Below are 20,580 nucleotides of genomic sequence, written 5' to 3' on the forward strand. Positions count from 1 at the left end.
CGCCGCCTGTGCATCTTGCTCTTGCCCCGCAGCACGGCTAGGCAAGGCGCATGCGGATCATCCGAGATTATCAATTCGTCGACCTGCCAGATCGCGGTGCCACCGCCGCGATCGGCAATTTCGATGGCGTCCACCTTGGCCACCGGTCGGTGATCGAACTGGCGCAGCAGGCGGCGCCCGACGCGCCGCTCGGCGTCGTCACCTTTGAGCCGCATCCCCGCGAATATTTCGCCCCCGACGCCCCGCCCTTTCGCCTGATGGGCCGCGAGGCCCGCGCGCATCGGCTGGAAAAGATCGGCGTCAAACGGCTTTATGAACTGGCGTTCAACAGCACGCTTGCCGGTCTCTCGCCCGAGGCCTTTGCCCGCGACGTGCTGCACGAAGGGCTGGGGCTGGCCCATGTGGTCGTCGGCGCTGACTTCTGTTTCGGCAAGGGCCGCGCGGGCACCGCCGAAGATCTGGTCCGCTTCGGCGCGCAATATGGCTTTGGCGTCACCATCGCCCCGCTGATGGCTCGCGATGAGCTGACCGTGTCGTCGACCGCCATCCGCGAAGCACTGACCCGCGGCGCGCCGCGTGAGGCCGCCGCCATGCTGGGCCATTGGCACCGCATCGACGGGCCGGTGATCTCGGGCGAGCAACGTGGCCGCGAGCTGGGCTTTCCCACCGCGAATATGTCCATCGACGGTCTGCATCCGCCCGCCTTTGGCGTCTATGCCGTGCTGGTTGACGTGCTGGAGGGGCCGCATAAGGGCAGCTATCACGGTGCGGCCAGCATCGGCACCCGCCCGATGTTCGGTGAGAACAAAGCCAATATTGAGACCTATGTCTTTGACTTCAAAGGCGACCTTTATGGCGCGCCGCTCTCGGTCGGGTTGGTCGAACATCTGCGCGGCGAAGAGAAGTTTGACAGCCTCGATGCGCTGATCACCCAGATGGGGCAGGACTGCGACCGCGCCCGGACCATTCTGGCGGCGTTATGAGCGATCCGATCCCCCGCAAGGGCCTGACCCCGAAGTTCTGGGAGAAGAAACCCCTGACGGAGATGTCCCAGACCGAATGGGAAGCGCTCTGCGACGGTTGCGGCAAATGCTGCCTCAACAAGCTCGAAGACGAAGACAGCGGCGAAGTGGCCCTGACCCGTGTCGCCTGTCGCCTGCTCGACGACAGCAGCTGCCGCTGCGTGCATTACGAGAACCGGCATGAATTCGTGCCCGATTGCATCGTGCTGCGCCCCGACAACCTTGATACCCACGCCTATTGGATGCCCCAGACCTGCGCTTACCGCCTGCTCTGGCAGGGCAAGCCCCTGCCCGAGTGGCACCCGCTCAAGACCGGCACGCCGGACAGCGTGCATGACGCCGGGGTCAGCGTGCAATTTGATACCGTGTCCGAATTTGATACCCCGTTCGAAGAATGGGAAGACCATATTATCGAGGAGCCCACCTGATGTTTTTCGCCTCTGACAACGCCGGTCCTGTCCACCCCAAGGTGATGGAGCGCATGATCGCCGCCAATACCGATTACGCGATGCCCTACGGCAAAGACCCGATCATGGATGAGGTCCGCGACGAAATCAGGCAGCAGTTCGAGGCGCCAGAGGCCGAGGTCTACCTCGTTGCCACCGGCACCGCGGCCAATGCGCTGGCGCTGGCCTGCTACACCCAGCCGTGGCAGACGATCTTCTGTTCCAAGGTCGCGCATATCGAAGAGGATGAGTGCAACGCGCCCGAGTTCTACGCAGGCGCGGCCAAGCTGACGCTGGTGGAGACCGAAGACAAGATGACCCCCGAGGCCCTGCGCCGCGCCATCGTCGCGCGGGTGGCGGGCGATGTGCACACGCCCCAACGCGGCCCAGTGTCGATCACGCAAGTCACGGAACGCGGCGGGGTGCACAGCCTTGAAGAATTGCGCGCGCTGACCGCGGTGGCCAAGGAATACGACCTGCCCGTCCATATGGACGGCGCGCGCTTTGCCAATGCGCTGGTGGCCTTGGGCTGCACCCCGGCTGAGATGACGTGGAAATCGGGCGTCGATGTGGTGAGCTTTGGCGGCACCAAGAACGGCTGCATGGGTGTCGAAGCCGTGGTCTTCTTCGACCCCAAGAAGGCGTGGGAGTTCGAATTGCGCCGCAAGCGCGGGGCGCATCTCTTCTCCAAACATCGGTATCTCTCGGCCCAGATGGCGGGCTACCTTGCAGATGGCACATGGTTGGAAACAGCCAAGGCGGCCAACGCCAATGCCGCCCATCTTGCCCAAGGGCTGCGCGCGGCGGGGGCGGAATTCCTGCATGTGCCTGCGGCGAACATGATCTTCGCCCGCTTCCCCCGCGCCATCCACCGCAAGCTGCATGAAGCAGGCGCGCGCTATTATCTGTGGGACGGCACACTCGACGGCGACGATGACGAGATGGTCGCGGCGCGGATGGTCTGCGACTGGTCGATCAGCCGTGAGCAGATCGACCAGTTCCTAAGCCACTTCTAAACGTTCACGCCAGCGGCACGTCGTTCAGGAAATCACGGATCGCTTCGGCGACCTCGGCGGCATGGGTGATGGGCACCATATGCCCTGCCCCCTCGACCGAGACGCGCCGCGCGTCCGGCAAGCGGCGCATCAGTGACGCATTGATCGCATGGGCCGCTTTGGGAGAGGCGCTGCCTTCGACCAAAAGCGCGGGCATCGACGCACGGTCGAACATGCCCGGTGCCAGCAAGCCGGCGCTGTCCTCCCCCAAGAAGGGCGAAGAGGCGGGGATGAAGCCGATGCGATCGACCATATAGGCGCGGGTCGGCTCGGGGATTTGATCCCATTTCGTGCCATCGCCCCAAACGCGGTTGAACAGCCGCGCGGCAGTTTCCGCGTCGCCCTCGGCTAAAGCCGCCTCAAAGGCCGCGTTCTGCTCGTTGTATTCGGCCATCGCCTCGGGGTCATCCTGTTTGGCGGCGGCGAAATAGACCGGCTCGATCAGTGTGATGCTGCGCACCAGTTCGGGATGTTCAATCGCCAACCGCATCGCCACGGTTGCGCCAAAGGAATGGCCGATCAGGTCCATCGGCGCTTCGAGCAGGCTCAGCGCCATCTCGGTCGCCACGTCGTGGATATTCCCCTGCCCGTCCCAATCGCCCGACTGCCCGTGCATCGGCAGGTCGAAAGCACGCAGGGTCAGTTCATCCGACAGGGCCGCGCCAACGCCCCGCCACGCGCCGGAATGCGCCAGCGAGCAATGGATCGCCAAGGCCGGGCGCGGGCCGTGACCAAAACGGCGCGCGTTAATCTCTGGAATCACAGCTTGCCCCCGAGGTGCAGATCGAGGTCTTCCAAACGGTCCTGCCCCCAAAACTTCTGATCGCCGACGATATAGAACGGCGCGCCAAAGACACCCTGCGCGACGGCCTCTTCAAGGTTCGCGGCATAGGTCTCGGCCCCCTGCAACAACCCGCTGTCAGCCAACGCGGGATCGAACCCCGCCTCGCTCAGACAGGCGCGGACCACATCGTCATGGCCGATGTCCTTTTCCTCGGCCCAGACGGCGCGGGTGATGGCATGGGTCAGCTTGCCCAAATCGCCCCCGCCCGCGTTCTGCGCCGCGATCACCGCATAGGCCGCAGGCGCGCCATTCGTCGGCCAATGCGCCGGCTTAAGGTTGAACGGCAGGCCCAGCTTGCGCGCCTGCCGCGGCAGGTCTTGAGCGCGGTATTCATTCCGGCTGGGGTGACGCTCTGCCGGGGGCAGCCCGCCGGTGCGCGGGAACGCCGCCACGATGTCGAAAGGTTTGTAAACGATCTCGGCCCCGTGCTTTTCAGCAATCGCCTCAAGCCGATTCCCGGCGAGGTAGCAATAGGGTGACAGCGTTGCGAAAAAATAGTCGATCCGGGCCATTTGGCTCTCCTTCGGGGGCGGTGCAGCTTTGCCCGACCGTAAGCGCATGCTAAGCGGTGTCAACGTCACGAATCTGCAACCTACCGCTGCCCCGGAGCCCCTATGCCACGCACTTCAGAACCTAAACTGATCTCAGGCAATGCCAATATGCCGCTTGCCAAGGCCATCGCGCGGCGCATGTCGCTGCATCGCGGCGTCAATGTCGGCCTTGTCGATGCACGGGTCGAGCGGTTCAACGACGGCGAGATTTTCGTCGAGGTTTATGAGAACGTGCGCGGCGAGGATATGTTCATCATCCAGCCCACGTCGAACCCCGCGAACGACAACCTGATGGAACTGATGATCATGGCCGATGCGCTGCGCCGGTCCTCGGCCGCGCGGGTCACTGCCGTGCTGCCCTATTTCGGCTACGCCCGTCAGGACCGCCGCACCAAGGCGCGTACGCCGATCACCGCCAAGATGGTCGCCAACATGCTGACCGGCAGCGGGATCGAGCGGATCCTGACCATGGACCTGCACGCCGCGCAGATCCAAGGTTTCTTCGACATTCCGGTCGACAACCTCTACGCCTCCCCGATCTTTGCGCTGGATATCAAGGACGCTTTCAAAGACCGTATGGATGAGCTGATGGTCGTCAGCCCCGACGTTGGCGGCGTGGCCCGCGCGCGTGAACTGGCCAAGCGGATCAACTCCCCCCTGTCGATCGTCGACAAACGGCGCGAGAAAGCGGGCGAAGTGGCCGAGATGACCGTGATCGGCGATGTGAAGGGCAAGACCTGCCTGATCGTGGACGACATCTGCGACACCGCGGGCACGCTCTGCAAAGCCGCCGAAGTGCTGTTGGAGAACGGCGCCAAGGAAGTGCACTCCTACATCACGCACGGCGTCATGTCCGGCCCGGCGGTCGAACGTGTAGCCAATTCGGTCATGAAATCGCTGGTCATCACCGACAGCATCGCGCCGACCCCCGCGGTCAAGAAAGCGCCGAATATCCGCATCGTGCCCACCGCGCCGATGTTTGCCCAAGCGATCCTGAACATCTGGAACGGCACCTCCGTCTCCTCGCTGTTCGAGGCGGAAACGCTGGGCCCGATCTATGACGGGATGTATGCCGCGAGCTAAGCCGCGTGCTGTGATCTAGGGCCGGCCCCAACGGGCCGCCCACGCCTTCTAGGCCCCTCCCCCAGAGCGACGGACCTAGCCGATGACCCAGTCATCCTCCTCCCCCAGTGATCCGATCGCCGTCCAAGCCAGCCGCGCCCGTGCGACGCGGGTGTCTCCCCATGTGCGGAACACCATGTCAAAGCCCGCCTCGGTCACCGCCTCGGCGCAGATGTCGGCGCGGGTAACGGTGCTAGCATCAATGTCCCAAAGCGACATCGTGACCTGAACATGTGGCGGCTCTCGGAAGGGTTCGGAAAAATTGATCCGGCGGCGGCGTTCACGCTGGCCATGGCCCGTCCACATCGAACCGCCGTCTTCGAACTCGGAAAACAGCATGACATCGCCGTTGTCCACGCCGATGGTATGGCTGCGCAGTCGTTTCATATCCCTAGCCTGCCCGCTTTTTTGATCACTGCACAATGATGCCGCAGCAGGGAGAGGCAGAAAAGCAAAAAGCCCCGCCGAAGCGGGGCTTTTCACGAATTTTCAACGCATTACAGGTTGGGCTGCTTGCTTGACAACCCGATGTGATCACCAACGGCAACCATATCGGAGAGCAGCTTGGCGGCGTCATCCACGGGACCGGGCTCATTCTCCCAGTTGTCCTTGGCGCGGGTGTAGACGGCATGCGCCTCTGCCACCATGCTGTCCATCTGCTCCTGCGTCATGTCGGCCCGCGCCACGGCACGTTCCGCCAGCACAGACACGCCGCCCTGACCGCCGATTTCGGCGAAGCCGCCGGTCACGACGTATTCGGTCGTGCCCTCCGGCCCTTCCACGCGCAGAAGGCCCGGACGCAGGGTGGTGATGGTGGGCGCATGATCGGCCATGGCCGTCATGTCACCCTCGGTGCCCGGAATCTGCACGGCCGTCACCTGCATCGATGCCAGCCGCCGTTCCGGCGAAACGAGGTCGAATTGCATTGTGTCTGCCATTGTCAGCGCTCCTTAAGCGGCGTCTGCCGCCATTTTCTCGGCTTTCGCCTTCACTTCGTCGATGCCGCCAACCATGTAGAAGGCACCTTCGGGCAGGTGGTCATACTCACCGGCAACCACGGCCTTGAAGGACGCGATGGTTTCTTCCAGCGGCACCTGAACGCCGTCGGAGCCAGTGAAGACTTTCGCCACGTCGAAGGGCTGGCTGAGGAAACGCTCGATCTTACGGGCGCGGGCCACGGTCAGCTTGTCCTCTTCGCTCAACTCGTCCATGCCGAGAATGGCGATGATGTCCTGAAGCGACTTGTAGCGCTGCAGCACCTGCTGCACGTCCGTCGCCACCTTGTAGTGCTCGTCGCCGATGATCAGCGGGTCAAGCAGACGCGAGGTGGAGCCGAGCGGGTCAACCGCAGGGTAGATGCCCTTTTCCGAGATCGAACGGTCAAGAACCGTTGTCGCGTCGAGGTGCGCAAAGGAGGTCGCCGGCGCGGGGTCGGTAAGGTCGTCCGCGGGAACGTAGACGGCCTGAACCGAGGTGATCGAGCCGTTCTTGGTCGAAGCAATACGCTCCTGCATGACGCCCATGTCGGTCGCCAGTGTCGGCTGGTAGCCCACAGCGGAAGGAATGCGGCCCAGAAGGGCGGACACTTCGGAACCGGCCTGCGTGAAGCGGAAGATGTTGTCGACGAAGAACAGAACGTCGGAACCGGATTCGTCGCGGAACTGCTCGGCCAGTGTCAGGCCGGTCAGGGCGATCCGCATACGCGCGCCCGGAGGCTCGTTCATCTGGCCGTAGACCAGCGCAATTTTCGAGTCCACGAGGTTGTCGGGAACGATAACGCCGGATTCGATCATCTCGTGGTAGAGGTCGTTGCCCTCACGGGTCCGCTCACCAACGCCCGCGAACACGGAGAGGCCCGAGTGCACTTTGGCGATGTTGTTGATCAGTTCCATGATGAGAACGGTCTTGCCCACGCCGGCACCGCCGAAGAGGCCAATTTTACCACCCTTGGTGTAGGGGGCCAGCAGGTCGATGACCTTGATGCCGGTGACGAGGATCTCGGTCTCGGTCGACTGGGCCGCGAATTCGGGCGCTTCGCCGTGAATGGCGCGGGAGTTGTCCGCGTTGACCGGGCCCTGCTCGTCCACGGCTTCGCCGGTGACGTTCATGATGCGGCCCAGGGTCGCGTTGCCGACGGGCACGCGGATCTGGTCGCCGGTGTCAGTCACGTCTTGACCGCGGACCAGACCTTCGGTGGCGTCCATCGCAATGGCACGCACGGTGTTTTCGCCAAGGTGCTGCGCCACTTCGAGAACCAGCGTCTTGCCTTGGTTCTCGGTGTGGAGCGCGTTGAGAATCTCGGGCAGGTCGCCCTCGAATTGAACGTCAACGACAGCGCCGATGACCTGTGTAATTTTACCGACAGCTTTTGCCATGTCGTGTCTCCGATTTGCTTACAGCGCTTCCGCGCCGGAAATGATTTCGATCAGCTCGTTGGTGATGACAGCCTGACGCGAGCGGTTGTACTCGATGGTCAGCTTGTCGATCATCTCACCCGCGTTGCGTGTGGCGTTGTCCATTGCCGACATCCGGGCACCCTGTTCGGATGCACCGTTCTCCAGCAGAGCCGAGAAGATCGCCGTGGCGACCCCGCGCGGCAGAAGGTCGGCCAAGACCGCCTCTTCGCTGGGTTCATAGTCGAACAATGTGGACGCTGCGCTGTCGTCGCCTTCTTCGCCGTCGAATTTGGCGGGGATGATCTGCTGCGCCGTCGGCGTCTGCATGACCACGTTGACGAACTTCGCGTAGAAGATCGTCGCCACGTCAAATTCGCCCGCATCAAAGCGGTTCAGCACGTCCTGCGCGATGTTCTGCGCGTCGCCGTAGCCGATCTTTTTGACTTCGCTGAGGTCAACATGGCCCACCAGATGATCGCCCAGATCGCGGCGCAGCGCGTCGCGGCCTTTCTTACCAACGGTGAGGATTTTCACCTCCTTGCCCTGGGCCAGCAGATCGCGCGCATGGGCCTTGGCCTTCTTCGCGATGTTGCTGTTGAAGCCGCCGCACAGCCCGCGTTCGGCGGTCATGACCACCAGCAGATGCACCTTGTCTTCACCCGTGCCGCTGAGCAGCTTGGGCGCGCTGTCGGAACCGCCGACGCTGGCCGCGAGCCCTGCCATCACGGCATTGAACCGCTCAGAATAGGGACGCGAAGCCTCGGCAGCCTCCTGCGCGCGGCGAAGTTTCGCCGCGGCAACCATTTGCATGGCCTTGGTGATCTTGCGGGTCGATTTGACCGACGAGATCCTGTTCTTCAGGTCCTTGAGATTTGGCATTGCCTTATCTCCCGTTTAAGCGAAGTCGGCGGCGAAACCGTCGATGGCGGCTTTGATCTTCTCTTCCAACTCGCCTTTGACCTTGCGGTCGTTGTTGGTGATGTCCTTGAGAAGGTCGTCATGCTTGCTGCGCAGATGCGCCAGCAGACCCGCTTCGAAACGGCCAACGTCCGTGATGCCCACCTTGTCGAGATAGCCGTGGGTACCGGCGTAGATCACGCAGACGATTTCGGAGTTGGTCAGCGGCGCGTACTGGGGCTGCTTCATCAGTTCGGTCAGACGCGCACCACGGTTCAGCAGCTGCTGGGTCGCGGCGTCGAGGTCGGAGCCGAACTGGGCGAAGGCCGCCATCTCGCGGTACTGGGCCAGCGACAGTTTCACCGGACCGGCCACCGAGGACATCGCCTTGGTCTGGGCCGAGGAGCCAACGCGGGAAACCGACAGACCGGTGTTCACGGCGGGGCGGATGCCCTGGTAGAACAATTCGGTCTCAAGGAAGATCTGACCGTCGGTGATCGAGATCACGTTGGTCGGAATAAACGCGGACACGTCGCCACCTTGGGTCTCAATGATCGGCAGCGCGGTCAGAGAGCCGTTGCCAGCTTCATCACCCAGCTTCGCCGAACGCTCGAGCAGGCGGGAGTGGAGGTAGAAAACGTCGCCCGGGTAGGCTTCGCGGCCGGGCGGGCGGCGCAGCAGCAGGGACATCTGACGGTAGGACACGGCCTGCTTGGAGAGGTCATCGTAGATGATCAGCGCGTGGCGGCCATTGTCGCGGAAATGCTCGGCCATCGCGGTGGCGGCATAGGGTGCGAGGAACTGCATCGGCGCGGGCTCGGACGCGGTCGCAGCCACGACGATGGAGTAGTCGATGGCGCCGGTCTCTTCGAGCTTTTTCACCAGCTGCGCCACGGTCGAGCGCTTCTGGCCGATCGCGACGTAGACGCAGTACATCTTCTTGCTCTCGTCGTCGCCAGCGGCTTCGTTGACCTGAGCTTGGTTCAGCATCGCGTCGAGCGCGACGGCAGTCTTGCCGGTCTGACGGTCGCCAATGATCAGCTCACGCTGGCCACGGCCAATCGGGATCATCGCGTCGACGGACTTGAGGCCAGTGGCCATCGGCTCGTGCACGGATTTACGCGGGATGATGCCCGGTGCCTTCACGTCGGCGATGCCGCGCTTGGTGGCGCCGATGGGGCCTTTGCCGTCAATGGGGTTGCCCAGACCGTCAACAACGCGGCCCAGCAGTTCGTCACCGATTGGCACGTCCACGATGGAGTTGGTGCGCTTGACGGTGTCGCCTTCGGTAATGTCGCGGTCGGAGCCGAAGATAACGACACCCACGTTGTCGGCTTCGAGGTTCAGGGCCATGCCCTGAATGCCGCCGGGGAATTCGACCATTTCACCGGCCTGAACGTTGTCCAGACCATAGACGCGGGCGATACCGTCACCGACGGAGAGAACGCGACCCACTTCGGCCACTTCGGTTTCCTGACCGAAATCCTTGATCTGGTCCTTCAGGATCGCAGAAATCTCTGCTGCTTGGATACCCATTTATCCGACCTCTTTCATTACATTCTGGAGGGAATTGAGCTTGGAGCGGATCGAGGTGTCGATCATCTTCGAGCCCACTTTGACGACAAGACCGCCGATGAGGCTTTCATCAACGGTCGCATGAAGTGATACTTTTTTGCCGGTGGAAGCGGTCAGCGATTTCGCCAGCTTGTCCGACTGTGTCTTCGTCAGTGCTTTGGCCGTTGTGACCTCGGCAGTGATTTCGCCTTTGGCTTCGGCAATGGTCTCGCGCAGCGCTTTAACCAGCGCGGGCAGCGCGAACAGGCGGCGCTTTTGCGCCATCAGTTGCAGCGTGTTCGCCATGGTCTTGGTCAGGCCCATCTTTTCGGCCAGCACCTTGATCGCCTGTTCCTGCTCTTCGCGGGTGTAGAGCGGCGAAGTGGTCAGGCGGCGAAAATCGTCGCTGTCGTTCAATGCCGCTTCAAGCGCGGTAAGATCGCCCTCGATGGCATCGACCTGATTGGCCTCGCGGGCCAGATCGTACACGGCTGTCGCATAACGTTCCGCGATACCGGTGGAAATGGAAGCAGGTTCGGACACGTCCATCCTCTCGTTCAATAAGCGCCGGATATGCGAAGATGTCGCGTCACCAGCAGTTGGCGCGGCTTGAAGTTACCCAAGACGTCTAAATCAGGGGCGATGTAGCAGACAGGTTCACGCCCGGCAACACAGTATAGGCAGGTAATGTCGCGGCGTGCTGCAATATTGCAAGGGCTGCGGCCTATCGCGGCTCTTTGCCGCAGAAAAATGTCACCCCACTCACCGCTGGAGCGCGCCCACGAATCCAGCCCGCTCGCCCGCTGCATGCGCTAAGTCTACAAGGCGCTGAGGCGTTTAGACCGGTTTGGCCTGCGGCTCTGCCATCCCCTCCAACACCCCGATGGCGCGCCTTGCGGTGCTGCGTTGCGGGCGGCCCCGTGGCGGGTAAACCAGTTTCGTGGCCTCCACCAAGATCGCGCCGCCGCCCATCATCGTCGGCATCTGACGCCCGATTTTCTCGAACAAAGGCGCCGATTTCATCCAGATTCGCTGCTGCGACGGGAACTGATACAGCGCGCCAAGGTGCCGTTCGGGCAGGAACTGATGTTTGCGCAACTGCGTCTCTAGCTGCCCCGGCGAATAGGGCCGCCCATATCCGAAAGGCGTGCGGTCGCGCCGCGCCCACATGCCCGCGCGGCTTGGCACGATGAACAGCGCCTTGCCCCCCGGCCCCAGCACGCGCCAGCATTCGTCAAGCAGTTCACTGGGCCGCTCAGAAGTTTCGAGCCCATGCATCAGCACCAGCTTATCCACCGCCCCTGTCTCGACCGGCCAAAGCGTCTCTTCCGTCAGGACCGAGGTGTTGGGCATCCCCGCCGGCCAAGGCATCACCCCCTGCGGGCCGGGCATCAAGACCATCACCCGCCGCGCATCCGCCAGATAGGGGCGCAGCAGGGGCGCGGCAAAGCCAAAGCCGACGACGGTCTGGCCCTTCGCTTCGGGCCAAAGCTCCAATAACCGCCCGCGCAGGGATTTCTGCGCCGCACGTCCCAACGCGCTGCGATAATAGAAATTGCGCAGATCCTGTACATCAAGATGCATTGCAGCCCGCCTTGGTGAGTGTCACTCTTACCGGACCATAACAACACAGCGAGGTAAGACGCCATGGCCTTTGATCTGGTCACGATTCCCTGTCTGTCGGACAACTACGCCTTTCTGCTGCGTGACCATGACAGCGGCGCGGTGGCGCTGATCGACGCGCCCGAGGCCGCGCCGATCATGGCAGAGCTTGACCGCCGCGGCTGGACGCTGAGCCAAGTCTGGCTGACCCACCACCACCCCGACCACGTTCAAGGCCTGGCCGAACTGCTCACCCGCTTCCCCGCCGAGGTGATCGGCGCCAAAGATGATGCCCACCGCCTGCCCCCGCTCGACCGCGCGGTGGCCGAGGGCGACAGCGTTAAGCTGGGCGCGCTTGCGGCCCAAGTGCTCGATGTGTCGGGCCACACCGTCGGCCATATCGCCTTCCATGTGCCCAAGGCCAAAGCGGCCTTTACCGCCGACAGCCTCATGGCGCTCGGCTGCGGCCGCCTGTTCGAGGGCACGCCCGCGCAGATGTGGGAAAGCCTGCAAAAGCTGGCCGCCCTGCCCCGTGACACGACGATCTGCTCGGGCCACGAATACACCGCCGCCAACGCAAAATTCGCCCTGACCGTTGATCCGGACAATCCCGCCCTTATATCAAGGGCCAAGGACATCGACAGCGCCCGTGCCAAGGGGCAGCCGACCGTCCCCTCGTCGCTTTCACTGGAACTAGAAACCAATCCCTTCCTGCGCCCCGCCGACCCGGCCATCCGCGCGACCTTGGGGATGCCAGACGCCACCGACACAGAAGTGTTCACCGAAATCCGCAGGCGAAAAGACCAGTTCTGAGCGCCTGCAATCATGGCTCAAAGTCCTCGCTCACGGCAAATGTGACCGATTCGGACCAGAATCTTCTTGAAGATGGGCGATGATCAACCAAACTCTAATACTATGAGGCCATGGTCGGACCGGGGCCTGAGACATCTCAGCACCTCACCGACCCCGATCGAAAAGGAGCACGCCCGTGCCTTCATTCTCGACTACACTTGAGCAGGCAATCCACGCGGCCCTCGCGCTGGCCAATGCCCGCCGCCACGAATTCGCAACGCTTGAACATCTGTTGCTGGCCTTGCTCGATGAACCCGATGCCGTGCAGGTCATGAAAGCCTGTTCTGTCGATGTCTCTGACCTGCGCGATACGCTGGTGGAATTCGTCGACGATGATCTCAGCAATCTGATCACCGACATCGACGGTTCCGAAGCGGTGCCAACGGCGGCTTTCCAGCGCGTAATCCAACGCGCCGCGATCCACGTGCAATCCTCGGGTCGGACCGAGGTGACGGGCGCCAACGTGCTGGTCGCCATCTTTGCCGAGCGTGAGAGCAACGCCGCCTATTTCCTGCAAGAACAGGACATGACCCGCTATGACGCGGTGAACTTCATCGCCCATGGTGTCGCCAAAGACCCGGCATATGGTGAATCCCGCCCCGTCACAGGCGCGCCCGAGACCGAGGAAGAGGCCCAAGGCGTCACCGATGGCGACAAGAAGGAATCCGCGCTGGCGAAATACTGCGTGGACCTCAACGCCAAATCCCGCGAGGGCGACATCGACCCGCTGATCGGCCGCGAGGGCGAGGTTGAGCGCTGCATTCAAGTGCTCTGCCGCCGCCGCAAGAACAACCCGCTTCTGGTGGGGGATCCGGGTGTCGGCAAGACCGCCATCGCCGAAGGGCTGGCGCGCAAGATCGTCGCCGGTGAAACGCCTGAGGTGCTGGCCAATACCACGATCTACTCGCTCGACATGGGCGCGCTCTTGGCGGGCACCCGCTACCGCGGTGACTTCGAAGAGCGGCTCAAGGCCGTGGTGACCGAGCTTGAGGATCACAAGGACGCCGTGCTTTTCATCGACGAGATCCACACCGTGATCGGCGCCGGTGCCACTTCGGGCGGCGCGATGGATGCCTCCAACCTGCTGAAGCCCGCGCTTCAGGGCGGCAAGCTGCGCACCATGGGCTCCACCACCTATAAAGAGTTCCGCCAGCACTTCGAGAAGGACCGCGCGCTGAGCCGCCGGTTCCAGAAGATCGACGTGAGCGAGCCTTCGGTCGAAGACGCCACCAAGATCCTTAAGGGTCTCAAGCCCTATTTCGAGGAGCATCACAGCGTCAAATACACCTCCGACGCGATCAAGACTTCCGTCGAACTGGCGCATCGCTACATCAACGACCGCAAGCTGCCCGATAGCGCGATCGACGTGATCGACGAAGCCGGTGCCGCCCAGCACCTCGTCGCCGCCTCCAAGCGCCGCAAGACCATCGGCACCAAGGAGGTCGAGGCCGTGGTGGCCAAGATCGCCCGCATCCCGCCGAAGAATGTTTCCAAAGACGACGTGGTGGTGCTGAAGGATCTGGAAAGCTCGCTCAAGCGGGTGGTCTTTGGTCAGGACGACGCCATCGTGGCGCTGTCTTCGGCGATCAAGCTGTCCCGCGCGGGCCTGCGCGAGCCGGACAAGCCCATCGGCAACTACCTCTTTGCCGGCCCCACCGGCGTCGGCAAGACCGAGGTCGCCAAGCAATTGGCCGACACCCTTGGCGTGGAACTGCTGCGTTTCGACATGTCGGAATATATGGAGAAACACGCGGTTAGCCGTCTGATCGGCGCGCCTCCGGGCTATGTCGGTTTTGACCAAGGCGGCATGCTCACCGATGGCGTGGACCAGCATCCGCATTGCGTGCTGCTGCTCGACGAGATGGAGAAGGCGCACCCGGACGTCTACAACATCCTGTTGCAGGTGATGGACCACGGCAAGCTGACCGATCACAATGGCCGCACGGTGGATTTCCGCAATGTGGTGCTGATCATGACCTCCAACGCGGGTGCCTCCGAACAGGCCAAAGCGGCTGTGGGCTTTGGCCGCGACCGCCGCGAGGGCGAGGATACCGCCGCCATCGAGCGGACCTTCACGCCAGAGTTCCGCAACCGTCTGGACGCCGTGATCTCCTTCGCACCGCTGCCGAAGTCGGTGATCCTGCGGGTGGTCGAGAAGTTCGTGCTGCAACTCGAAGCGCAGCTGATGGACCGCAACGTGACGATCGAACTGTCGAAGAAGGCCGCCGAATGGCTGGCCGCCAAGGGCTATGACGACAAGATGGGCGCGCGTCCCTTGGGCCGTGTGATCCAAGAGCACATCAAGAAGCCGCTGGCCGAGGAACTGCTCTTTGGCAAGCTGGCCAAGGGCGGTGTCGTCAAGGTCGGCGTCAAGGATGATGAGTTGACGCTCAAGGTCTTGGGCAGCGAAAGCAAGCGTCTTTCCGGTGATCGCCCCCCGCTGCTCACCGCGGAATGATCTATCGGGCCGCACTGGCCCTGATCCTCTCCTCCGCCAGCCCTGCGCTGGCGGAGGATTTGCAATTGGCCTTTCCGCTGGATTGCACCCTTGGGCAGGACTGCCACATCCAACAATATATGGACCGCGACCCGAGCGGCGGCGCAGAGGACTACCGCTGTTCCGGCCTGACCTATGACGGCCACAAGGGCACGGATTTCGCCCTGCCCGACCGCGCGGCGATGGCCGCAGGCGTGACTGTGCGCGCCGCAGCGGCGGGGGTGGTCAAAGGACTGCGGGACGGGATGCCAGATGGCGCGCCGCTTTCGGAGGTCCAAGGGCGCGAATGCGGCAACGGCGTGGTGATCGACCTCGGCGAGGGATGGGAGACGCAATACTGCCACCTCCGCCGCGGGTCTCTCCGCGTGCAGGAAGGGCAAGAGGTGGCGGTTGGCGACGCCCTTGGGCTGGTCGGCCAGTCCGGCAAAGCGGCCTTTCCGCATCTTCACCTGTCGCTGCGCCATCACGGCAAGCCCGTCGATCCATTCGCCCCCGAAGGCCATGGTTGTGACGTCGAACCGCGCAAAACCCTCTGGCAAGACACCCCGCCCTACCACCCCGGCGGGCTGATTGCGCTTGGCTTTGCCGACCGCGTGCCCAGCTATGATAAGATCAAGGCGGGCGAAGCCCATCGCGACAGCCTGCCCAAAGAGGCCCCTGCCTTGGTCATCTATGGCTACAGCTATGGCACGCAAAAGGATGACGTGCTACGCCTCAGCCTCGCGGGGCCAAAAGGCACGGTCATCGAAAGGGATGTGGTGATGGAGAAGCCGCAGGCGCAAGCCTTCCGCGCCATCGGCAAACGCGCGGCTTCTACGCCATGGCCAGCCGGGCGCTATACGGGCAGGGTCACCCTGCTGCGCGAGGGCCGTGTGATCGACGAAAAGACCGGCGTTCTGACCCTGCGATAGGCCGGGTCTGCCCGCCTACTTTTCGGTAAACTTCAACTCGATCCGCCTGTTCTGCGCCCGCGCGGCTTCGGTATTGCCCTCGGCCACGGGCTGATACTGGCCAAAGCCATTTGCGGCCAAACGATCCGGCGCGATGCCGAGGAAATTGACCATATATTTGACCACCGACAGCGCCCGCGCTTGGCTGAGTTCCCAGTTGTCCGCAAACTCTCCAAAGCCGGAAAGCGGTACATTGTCGGTATGACCATCGACGCGGATCACCCAATCAATCTCGGGCGGGATCTCGTCCACAACGCTGCGCAGGATGCCCGCCACCTTGGCGATCTCACCCTGCCCGTCTTGGCTCAGCACCGCACTGCCCGGCGCGAAAAGCACCTCGGAGGAGAAGACAAAACGGTCGCCTTCGATCCGCACACCCTCCTGATTGCCCAGCAGATCACGCAACCGCCCAAAGAATTCCGAGCGGTACTGGGCGAGGTTCTTGCTCTCTTCCTCAAGCCGCTTGCGCTCTGCCGCCTCCAATTCGGCGCGGCGGCGTTCCTCTGCCGCGACCCGCGCCAGCGCGGTGTTCAACTCGGAGCCAAGCGATTGCAGTTCCACCGACTTCGCCGCATCCCGCGCCACGGCGTCATCGAGCAGGGCCTGTAGGTTCCCCAACTGCGCGCGCAGTTCCGCGACTTGCTGGTTCAGCAATTCGGTCTGCCGCTGCGCGGCGGCGCTCACGGCTTTTTCCTCGGCCAGCGTCTCTTCGGCCTGCGCCAAAAGGGCGGCACGGCGTTCGGCGGTGGTGGTCTTATCCTCGGCCAAAGTCTCCGCCGCGAGTTTTGCCGCCAGCGCCTGCGCCAGACGTTCGCGCAGATCCGACTGTGTGCCGCTCAGCGCTTCTCCCTCTTCCTCAAGGCTCTGCACACGGGCCAGCGCCTCGGCCAGACGGGCGTTCAAGGTCTGCTCGGTCGCCTCGGCCTGCGCCAACTGCGCGCGCAGTTCCTCTTCGGTGCCTTCCGCGGCTTCCAACTCTTCGGCCAGCGCGGCGCGCTCGGCCTCCAGCCCCGCGCCGCTCTCCTCCAGCCGCTCCATCCGCAGCAGCGCTGCGGCAAGCTCACTGTCGAGATCGCTGCGCGCCGCGCGGGCAGCAGCCAAAAGGGTCAGCGTCTCTTCGGCCTTCTTGCGCTGCGCCTCAAGCGAAAGGGTCATGGCCGTCAATTCCGCATCCGCATCCTCCTGCCGGTCGCGCAGCGCCTGCGTCGCTGCGGCTTCGGCCAGACGGGCGGCTTCCTCGGCGCTGAGCGCCTCTTCGGCCTCCGCCACCTCGGCATTGAGGGCGGCGACTTCGGCCTCGGCTTCGGCGTTTTGCGCCCGCAGATCGGCCACCAGCGCATCCAACGCCTCGCGTTTCGCGGCGGCAAGCCGGGCCGTTTCCGCCTGCGCGTCGATCTCCTCCCGCGCGGTGCTGAGCGCGAGGTTCAGCGCCTCTTGCTCATCCAACAGCGCGGCTTCGCGGGTTTCCAAGTCACCGATGCGCGCCTGATCTTCGGCCTGCGACGCCAAGAGCGCGGCCACCCGCGCCTCAAAGCCGGTGATCTCGGCCTCCGCCGCCTGCAAGGCAGCCGCTTGCGCGTCGCGTTCAGAGGTCAGCCCGGCGATCACCGCCTCCTGACGCGACACCTCATCGCGGGCGTCGTTCAGTGAGGCATTCAGCGCGCCAAGCCGAGCTTCCAACCGCGCGGTGGTGCGTTCCTCGACGCCAAGCGCTTGGGCAAGGGCCGCGACCTCTCCGGCCAGTTCGTTAAGCTCGCTTTCCTGCCCGCTGATCCGCTCTGTCAGGACGAATTGCACCACCATGAAGATGGTCAGCACGAACATCAGAACCAGCAAGAGCCCGGTCATCGCATCGACGAACCCCGGCCAGATTGAGCCCTGAAACCGTGCGCCTGTACGCCGGGAAAGTGCCATTACTGGTCCCCGCCACCGGGAATATCGCTGGCCCGCAGGCGGCGGGCCTCAGGGGCGCGGTGCCCGGAGAGCGCCTTGGCCAGCAAAGAGATATCCTTGCGCAATTCGGCCATGGTTTCCTGCCGCCCGGCAGAAATCTCTTCCAAGATACGCAGCATCTGCACGTCGATGGAGCGCAAGCGCATCCGGCTTTCTGCGTCGATCCCTTCGCCCGCGACCTGACCTTCGAGCGTGGCAATCAACCGGTCCTGCCCATCGGCCACCCGCTCCAGCGCGCTGTTGGTGGTGGTGTCATGCTCCATCCGCGTGGTCATCCGGTCCACGGCATCGGCCAGCTTGCCCAGCTTGTCGTCGACCATGGCGCGGCTGACGTCGGATTGTGTGAACATCTGCTGCATCTCGGCCATCTGTTCGACCATCTGATCCATCACGCTGGCCATGATGTTCTGATCACTCACATCATCGCCCGAGGTCAGCCCGACCCGGGTGATGGAACTCAGCCAATCTTCCAACTCTTGATAGAAACGGTTCTGCCCGTGGCCTGCGAAAAGCTCCAACAGCCCCACGACGAGAGAGCCTGCAAGCCCTAGAAGCGAGGAGCCAAAGGCCACGCCCATGCCGCCCAATTGCGCCTCAAGCCCGGTCATCAAACGGCCAAAGACATCGACGCCCGCCTCCCCCTCACCGGGGGCGAGGGAGCGGATCGTGTCGACCACCGCCGGAACGGTCGTGGCCAGCCCGTAGAATGTCCCCAAAAGGCCGAGGAAAATCAACATGTTGACGATATAGCGCGTGATCTCGCGCACTTCGTCGATGCGCGAGGCGACGGAATCGAGGATCGACCGGGTGGAGGTCGTGCTGACCTGCATCCGCGCGCCACGCTGGCGCAGAAGAGACGCCAAAGGCGCCAGCAATTGCGGCGGTTTGGCATCGGGTTCGGCATTGCCAGCGGCGAAATCCTCGATCCAGCGGACCGAGCCGATAAGCTGCATCACCTGATAAAAACAGGCCAGCACACCGACGATGAAGACAAAGATGATGACCCCATTCAGCCATGGGTTCGCGGCAAAGATCGGCAGCACCCGTGGCAACGCCAGAAAGACCCCGGCCCCCGTGAGGCCAAGCGCGATCAGCATCAGTGAAATCTGACGCACCGGTTGTGAAAACTGCGGTTTTGCCTTGCGGTCTGGCTGTGCCATGCGGCCTTTCCTGACCCTTTGTTCTGCTCTTGCCGCAGCTTACACTGAAACGGCAAAGAGTTGCCAAGTTTTTATGAGGTCAACGCCTTCACCCGATCATGCAACCACTCCAACGCGGGGTCATGCAAGCCCACTTCGGACAGATGCACGGCGGTGTTGATCAAATACTCGGTATTTGGTCCGCGTCCGCCTACGGCGCGGGCAATGATCTGCGCCTGTTCTTCCAAGGGCAGGCCGCCGCAATATTGCTCGTGCGCCGCGTCGATCACATATGTCACCGCCTCCACGTTGCGGCCATCGGTCAGATGCACGGTGAGGTTTTTCTCGACATAGGCCGAAGAGATCAGCTCACGCTCGCGCAGGTACTCCAACGTCTGCGCCTCCTGCCCCGCGGCCACCCGCATCGCCATGCCTTCGCAGGCCGAGCGGACGGATTCGTCGAGCGCCAGCACCAGCCCCGGCTGTTCGACCGTGCCGCGGTGATGGATCGAGCGCATGCAGAACGATCGGGCATAGCCCGGCAGCGTGGCGATCACGCTTTCCGCTACCTCGAAACCGGGGTTCCACAAAAGGCTGCCATAGCCAAATACCCACATTGTCATCCTGCTGGTCCTTTCTGCTGGCCTTCGGTAAACCGCATCTGAAGCACGATTTGAAGGGCTATCGAAATGCGGAAATTGGTTTGGCTGCTGATTGTGCTCGCCGCACTTTGGGGTGCGTGGTGGGCTGCCGCCACGACACAGATGCAAAGCACCCTGACCCGCCTGCTCGACACCCGCCGCGCGGCGGGCTGGGAGGTGACGCTCAAAGAGATCGACAAAGCGGGCTTTCCCCTGTCCTTGCAAAACCGGCTGAGCGGGTTTGCCGTGGCAGACCCGGCCCGCGGTCTGGCATTCGAGGCCCCGCAGCTTGATCTCTCCGCCCCGGTCTGGTGGCCCGGTGATCTCTCCGCCCGCGCGCCCGTTGCGGCGGCCGACCTGCCCGCAGGCGCGCTACCCCTGACGCTAAAGATGCGCGACTTGCGCACCGATCTGGAACTGCATCCCGGCACCTCGCTTCAACTGGAGGCGATGGAGCTTCGCAGCACGCATCTTGAGGTCGACGGCCCCGACGGGCTGCTGCTGAAGGCGGAAGAGCCGCGAATGCGGGTCGCGCAATCGGGCAGTGCGGCGCGGGATTATGACATCGCGCTGCTGCCCGGCGGCATCACCCCCGGCCCCTTGCTGCGCAAGGTCTTGGGCGATGGCGCGGGCCAGCCCGGCGGGCAGCCGATCCTCTCGGCGCGGATGGCCGTGACCTTTGCCCGCCCGCTGGACCGGCACAGCGCCATGGCAGGCACCCTGCCGCAGATCGACGCGCTGACGGTTGAGAATGTGGACGCCGCTTGGGGCGAGGTGGCTTTGGGCGCCGAGGGGGCGCTGACCTTTGACGCCGCGGGCATTCCCGATGGGGTGCTGAGCCTGCGGGTCACCAATTGGACCAAACTGCTCGACGCAGGCGAACGTGCGGGCTTTCTGCCGCCGTCGATGCGCGGGCAGATCGAAACCATGCTGCAGCTGTTGGAAGCGCGGGGCGGCACGCCGGGCGGATTGGACCTCGACCTGATCTTTACGGATGGTCAGATGATGCTGGCGGGAATTCCGCTTGGCCCCGCGCCGCGGTTGATCCAGCCCTAACGG

Annotated in this window: 20 protein-coding genes; 8 read left to right on the forward strand and 12 right to left on the reverse strand. The window is 63.4% G+C overall.

Annotated elements, in window-relative coordinates:
- The first annotated feature begins 50 nt into the window (after positions 1–50).
- The 3 genes from ACGYLQ_RS09810 to ACGYLQ_RS09820 are packed head-to-tail and all read left to right on the forward strand — an operon-like array spanning position 51 to position 2,484.
- Positions 51–983 (forward strand): bifunctional riboflavin kinase/FAD synthetase, encoded by a 933-nt coding sequence (locus tag ACGYLQ_RS09810; protein WP_394442614.1) that lies wholly within the window; start codon positions 51–53, stop codon positions 981–983.
- Positions 980–1,450 carry a YcgN family cysteine cluster protein gene (locus tag ACGYLQ_RS09815; protein ID WP_394442617.1) on the forward strand — a complete coding sequence of 157 codons (471 nt, stop codon included), beginning with the start codon at positions 980–982 and terminating at the stop codon, positions 1,448–1,450. The genes ACGYLQ_RS09810 and ACGYLQ_RS09815 overlap by 4 nt, the downstream gene beginning before the upstream one ends.
- On the forward strand, positions 1,450–2,484 hold the full coding sequence (locus ACGYLQ_RS09820) for a threonine aldolase family protein (RefSeq protein WP_394442620.1): 1,035 nt from the start codon (positions 1,450–1,452) through the stop codon (positions 2,482–2,484). Before ACGYLQ_RS09815 ends, ACGYLQ_RS09820 begins: the two co-directional genes overlap by 1 nt.
- 4 nt (positions 2,485–2,488) lie before the next feature.
- Here the strand turns inward: ACGYLQ_RS09820 and ACGYLQ_RS09825 are convergent, their stop codons facing one another.
- Entirely contained in the window at positions 2,489–3,286 is a 798-nt protein-coding gene (locus tag ACGYLQ_RS09825; RefSeq protein WP_394442622.1) for an alpha/beta fold hydrolase, read from the reverse strand.
- Positions 3,283–3,879: a 2-hydroxychromene-2-carboxylate isomerase gene (locus ACGYLQ_RS09830; protein WP_067262740.1), complete on the reverse strand. Its 597-nt coding sequence runs from the start codon at positions 3,877–3,879 to the stop codon at positions 3,283–3,285. The genes ACGYLQ_RS09825 and ACGYLQ_RS09830 overlap by 4 nt, the downstream gene beginning before the upstream one ends.
- 102 nt (positions 3,880–3,981) lie before the next feature.
- Between ACGYLQ_RS09830 and ACGYLQ_RS09835 the strand changes: the two genes are divergently transcribed.
- Positions 3,982–5,001 carry a ribose-phosphate pyrophosphokinase gene (locus tag ACGYLQ_RS09835; RefSeq protein WP_067262737.1) on the forward strand — a complete coding sequence of 340 codons (1,020 nt, stop codon included), beginning with the start codon at positions 3,982–3,984 and terminating at the stop codon, positions 4,999–5,001.
- A gap of 75 nt (positions 5,002–5,076) precedes the next feature.
- Here ACGYLQ_RS09835 and ACGYLQ_RS09840 read toward each other — a convergent pair whose 3' ends face one another.
- The 7 genes from ACGYLQ_RS09840 to ACGYLQ_RS09870 form a co-directional block, all read right to left on the reverse strand.
- Positions 5,077–5,427 (reverse strand): H-type lectin domain-containing protein, encoded by a 351-nt coding sequence (locus ACGYLQ_RS09840; protein ID WP_067262736.1) that lies wholly within the window; start codon positions 5,425–5,427, stop codon positions 5,077–5,079.
- A 110-nt stretch (positions 5,428–5,537) separates the two neighbouring features.
- Positions 5,538–5,978, reverse strand: coding sequence for a F0F1 ATP synthase subunit epsilon (locus ACGYLQ_RS09845; protein WP_067262733.1), 441 nt, complete (start codon positions 5,976–5,978; stop codon positions 5,538–5,540).
- Between the two features lie 12 nt (positions 5,979–5,990).
- Positions 5,991–7,415, reverse strand: a complete 1,425-nt coding sequence (gene atpD, locus ACGYLQ_RS09850) for a F0F1 ATP synthase subunit beta (RefSeq protein ID WP_209218274.1) — start codon at positions 7,413–7,415, stop codon at positions 5,991–5,993.
- A gap of 18 nt (positions 7,416–7,433) precedes the next feature.
- Positions 7,434–8,315, reverse strand: coding sequence for a F0F1 ATP synthase subunit gamma (locus ACGYLQ_RS09855; RefSeq protein ID WP_136720392.1), 882 nt, complete (start codon positions 8,313–8,315; stop codon positions 7,434–7,436).
- Between the two features lie 15 nt (positions 8,316–8,330).
- The gene (gene atpA / locus ACGYLQ_RS09860) at positions 8,331–9,869 is read right to left on the reverse strand and encodes a F0F1 ATP synthase subunit alpha (protein WP_394442625.1); all 1,539 of its coding nucleotides are present in this window, start codon (positions 9,867–9,869) and stop codon (positions 8,331–8,333) included.
- A complete protein-coding gene (locus ACGYLQ_RS09865; RefSeq protein WP_067262214.1) occupies positions 9,870–10,430 on the reverse strand; it encodes a F0F1 ATP synthase subunit delta in 561 nt (186 codons plus the stop codon).
- Between the two features lie 294 nt (positions 10,431–10,724).
- Complete coding sequence (locus ACGYLQ_RS09870; protein WP_067262215.1) at positions 10,725–11,471, reverse strand: class I SAM-dependent methyltransferase; 747 nt, start codon at positions 11,469–11,471, stop codon at positions 10,725–10,727.
- Between the two features lie 63 nt (positions 11,472–11,534).
- On the opposite strand from ACGYLQ_RS09870, the gene gloB reads away from it, so the two are divergent.
- From gloB to ACGYLQ_RS09885, 3 genes are all read left to right on the forward strand, one after another.
- Positions 11,535–12,302: a hydroxyacylglutathione hydrolase gene (gloB, locus tag ACGYLQ_RS09875; RefSeq protein ID WP_394442628.1), complete on the forward strand. Its 768-nt coding sequence runs from the start codon at positions 11,535–11,537 to the stop codon at positions 12,300–12,302.
- Positions 12,303–12,477: 175 nt separating this feature from the next.
- Positions 12,478–14,799 (forward strand): ATP-dependent Clp protease ATP-binding subunit ClpA, encoded by a 2,322-nt coding sequence (clpA, locus tag ACGYLQ_RS09880; protein ID WP_394442631.1) that lies wholly within the window; start codon positions 12,478–12,480, stop codon positions 14,797–14,799.
- Positions 14,796–15,749 (forward strand): M23 family metallopeptidase, encoded by a 954-nt coding sequence (locus ACGYLQ_RS09885; protein WP_394442634.1) that lies wholly within the window; start codon positions 14,796–14,798, stop codon positions 15,747–15,749. The genes clpA and ACGYLQ_RS09885 overlap by 4 nt, the downstream gene beginning before the upstream one ends.
- 15 nt (positions 15,750–15,764) lie before the next feature.
- Here the strand turns inward: ACGYLQ_RS09885 and ACGYLQ_RS09890 are convergent, their stop codons facing one another.
- The 3 genes from ACGYLQ_RS09890 to ACGYLQ_RS09900 form a co-directional block, all read right to left on the reverse strand.
- Positions 15,765–17,702 (reverse strand): peptidoglycan -binding protein, encoded by a 1,938-nt coding sequence (locus tag ACGYLQ_RS09890; protein WP_394442637.1) that lies wholly within the window; start codon positions 17,700–17,702, stop codon positions 15,765–15,767.
- Positions 17,702–18,901 (reverse strand): biopolymer transporter ExbB, encoded by a 1,200-nt coding sequence (locus ACGYLQ_RS09895; protein ID WP_271693055.1) that lies wholly within the window; start codon positions 18,899–18,901, stop codon positions 17,702–17,704. The genes ACGYLQ_RS09890 and ACGYLQ_RS09895 overlap by 1 nt, the downstream gene beginning before the upstream one ends.
- 71 nt (positions 18,902–18,972) lie before the next feature.
- Positions 18,973–19,503, reverse strand: coding sequence for a gamma-glutamylcyclotransferase (locus ACGYLQ_RS09900; RefSeq protein ID WP_394442640.1), 531 nt, complete (start codon positions 19,501–19,503; stop codon positions 18,973–18,975).
- A 66-nt stretch (positions 19,504–19,569) separates the two neighbouring features.
- On the opposite strand from ACGYLQ_RS09900, the gene ACGYLQ_RS09905 reads away from it, so the two are divergent.
- Positions 19,570–20,577, forward strand: a complete 1,008-nt coding sequence (locus ACGYLQ_RS09905) for a DUF2125 domain-containing protein (RefSeq protein WP_394442643.1) — start codon at positions 19,570–19,572, stop codon at positions 20,575–20,577.
- Positions 20,578–20,580: the final 3 nt, after the last annotated feature.

Source organism: Sulfitobacter sp. 1A12779 (genome assembly GCF_043557315.1).
GTDB classification, from domain to species: domain Bacteria; phylum Pseudomonadota; class Alphaproteobacteria; order Rhodobacterales; family Rhodobacteraceae; genus Sulfitobacter; species Sulfitobacter faviae.

What these genes read in the sequence shown, in the direction of transcription:
- ACGYLQ_RS09810 (WP_394442614.1), top strand. Translation starts at nt 51, where the DNA reads ATGCGGATCATCCGAGATTATCAATTCGTCGACCTGCCAGATCGCGGT.
- ACGYLQ_RS09815 (WP_394442617.1), top strand. Translation starts at nt 980, where the DNA reads ATGAGCGATCCGATCCCCCGCAAGGGCCTGACCCCGAAGTTCTGGGAG.
- ACGYLQ_RS09820 (WP_394442620.1), top strand. Translation starts at nt 1,450, where the DNA reads ATGTTTTTCGCCTCTGACAACGCCGGTCCTGTCCACCCCAAGGTGATG.
- ACGYLQ_RS09830 (WP_067262740.1), bottom strand. Translation starts at nt 3,879, where the DNA reads ATGGCCCGGATCGACTATTTTTTCGCAACGCTGTCACCCTATTGCTAC.
- ACGYLQ_RS09835 (WP_067262737.1), top strand. Translation starts at nt 3,982, where the DNA reads ATGCCACGCACTTCAGAACCTAAACTGATCTCAGGCAATGCCAATATG.
- ACGYLQ_RS09840 (WP_067262736.1), bottom strand. Translation starts at nt 5,427, where the DNA reads ATGAAACGACTGCGCAGCCATACCATCGGCGTGGACAACGGCGATGTC.
- ACGYLQ_RS09845 (WP_067262733.1), bottom strand. Translation starts at nt 5,978, where the DNA reads ATGGCAGACACAATGCAATTCGACCTCGTTTCGCCGGAACGGCGGCTG.
- atpD (WP_209218274.1), bottom strand. Translation starts at nt 7,415, where the DNA reads ATGGCAAAAGCTGTCGGTAAAATTACACAGGTCATCGGCGCTGTCGTT.
- ACGYLQ_RS09855 (WP_136720392.1), bottom strand. Translation starts at nt 8,315, where the DNA reads ATGCCAAATCTCAAGGACCTGAAGAACAGGATCTCGTCGGTCAAATCG.
- atpA (WP_394442625.1), bottom strand. Translation starts at nt 9,869, where the DNA reads ATGGGTATCCAAGCAGCAGAGATTTCTGCGATCCTGAAGGACCAGATC.
- ACGYLQ_RS09870 (WP_067262215.1), bottom strand. Translation starts at nt 11,471, where the DNA reads ATGCATCTTGATGTACAGGATCTGCGCAATTTCTATTATCGCAGCGCG.
- gloB (WP_394442628.1), top strand. Translation starts at nt 11,535, where the DNA reads ATGGCCTTTGATCTGGTCACGATTCCCTGTCTGTCGGACAACTACGCC.
- ACGYLQ_RS09885 (WP_394442634.1), top strand. Translation starts at nt 14,796, where the DNA reads ATGATCTATCGGGCCGCACTGGCCCTGATCCTCTCCTCCGCCAGCCCT.
- ACGYLQ_RS09890 (WP_394442637.1), bottom strand. Translation starts at nt 17,702, where the DNA reads ATGGCACTTTCCCGGCGTACAGGCGCACGGTTTCAGGGCTCAATCTGG.
- ACGYLQ_RS09895 (WP_271693055.1), bottom strand. Translation starts at nt 18,901, where the DNA reads ATGGCACAGCCAGACCGCAAGGCAAAACCGCAGTTTTCACAACCGGTG.
- ACGYLQ_RS09900 (WP_394442640.1), bottom strand. Translation starts at nt 19,503, where the DNA reads ATGACAATGTGGGTATTTGGCTATGGCAGCCTTTTGTGGAACCCCGGT.
- ACGYLQ_RS09905 (WP_394442643.1), top strand. Translation starts at nt 19,570, where the DNA reads ATGCGGAAATTGGTTTGGCTGCTGATTGTGCTCGCCGCACTTTGGGGT.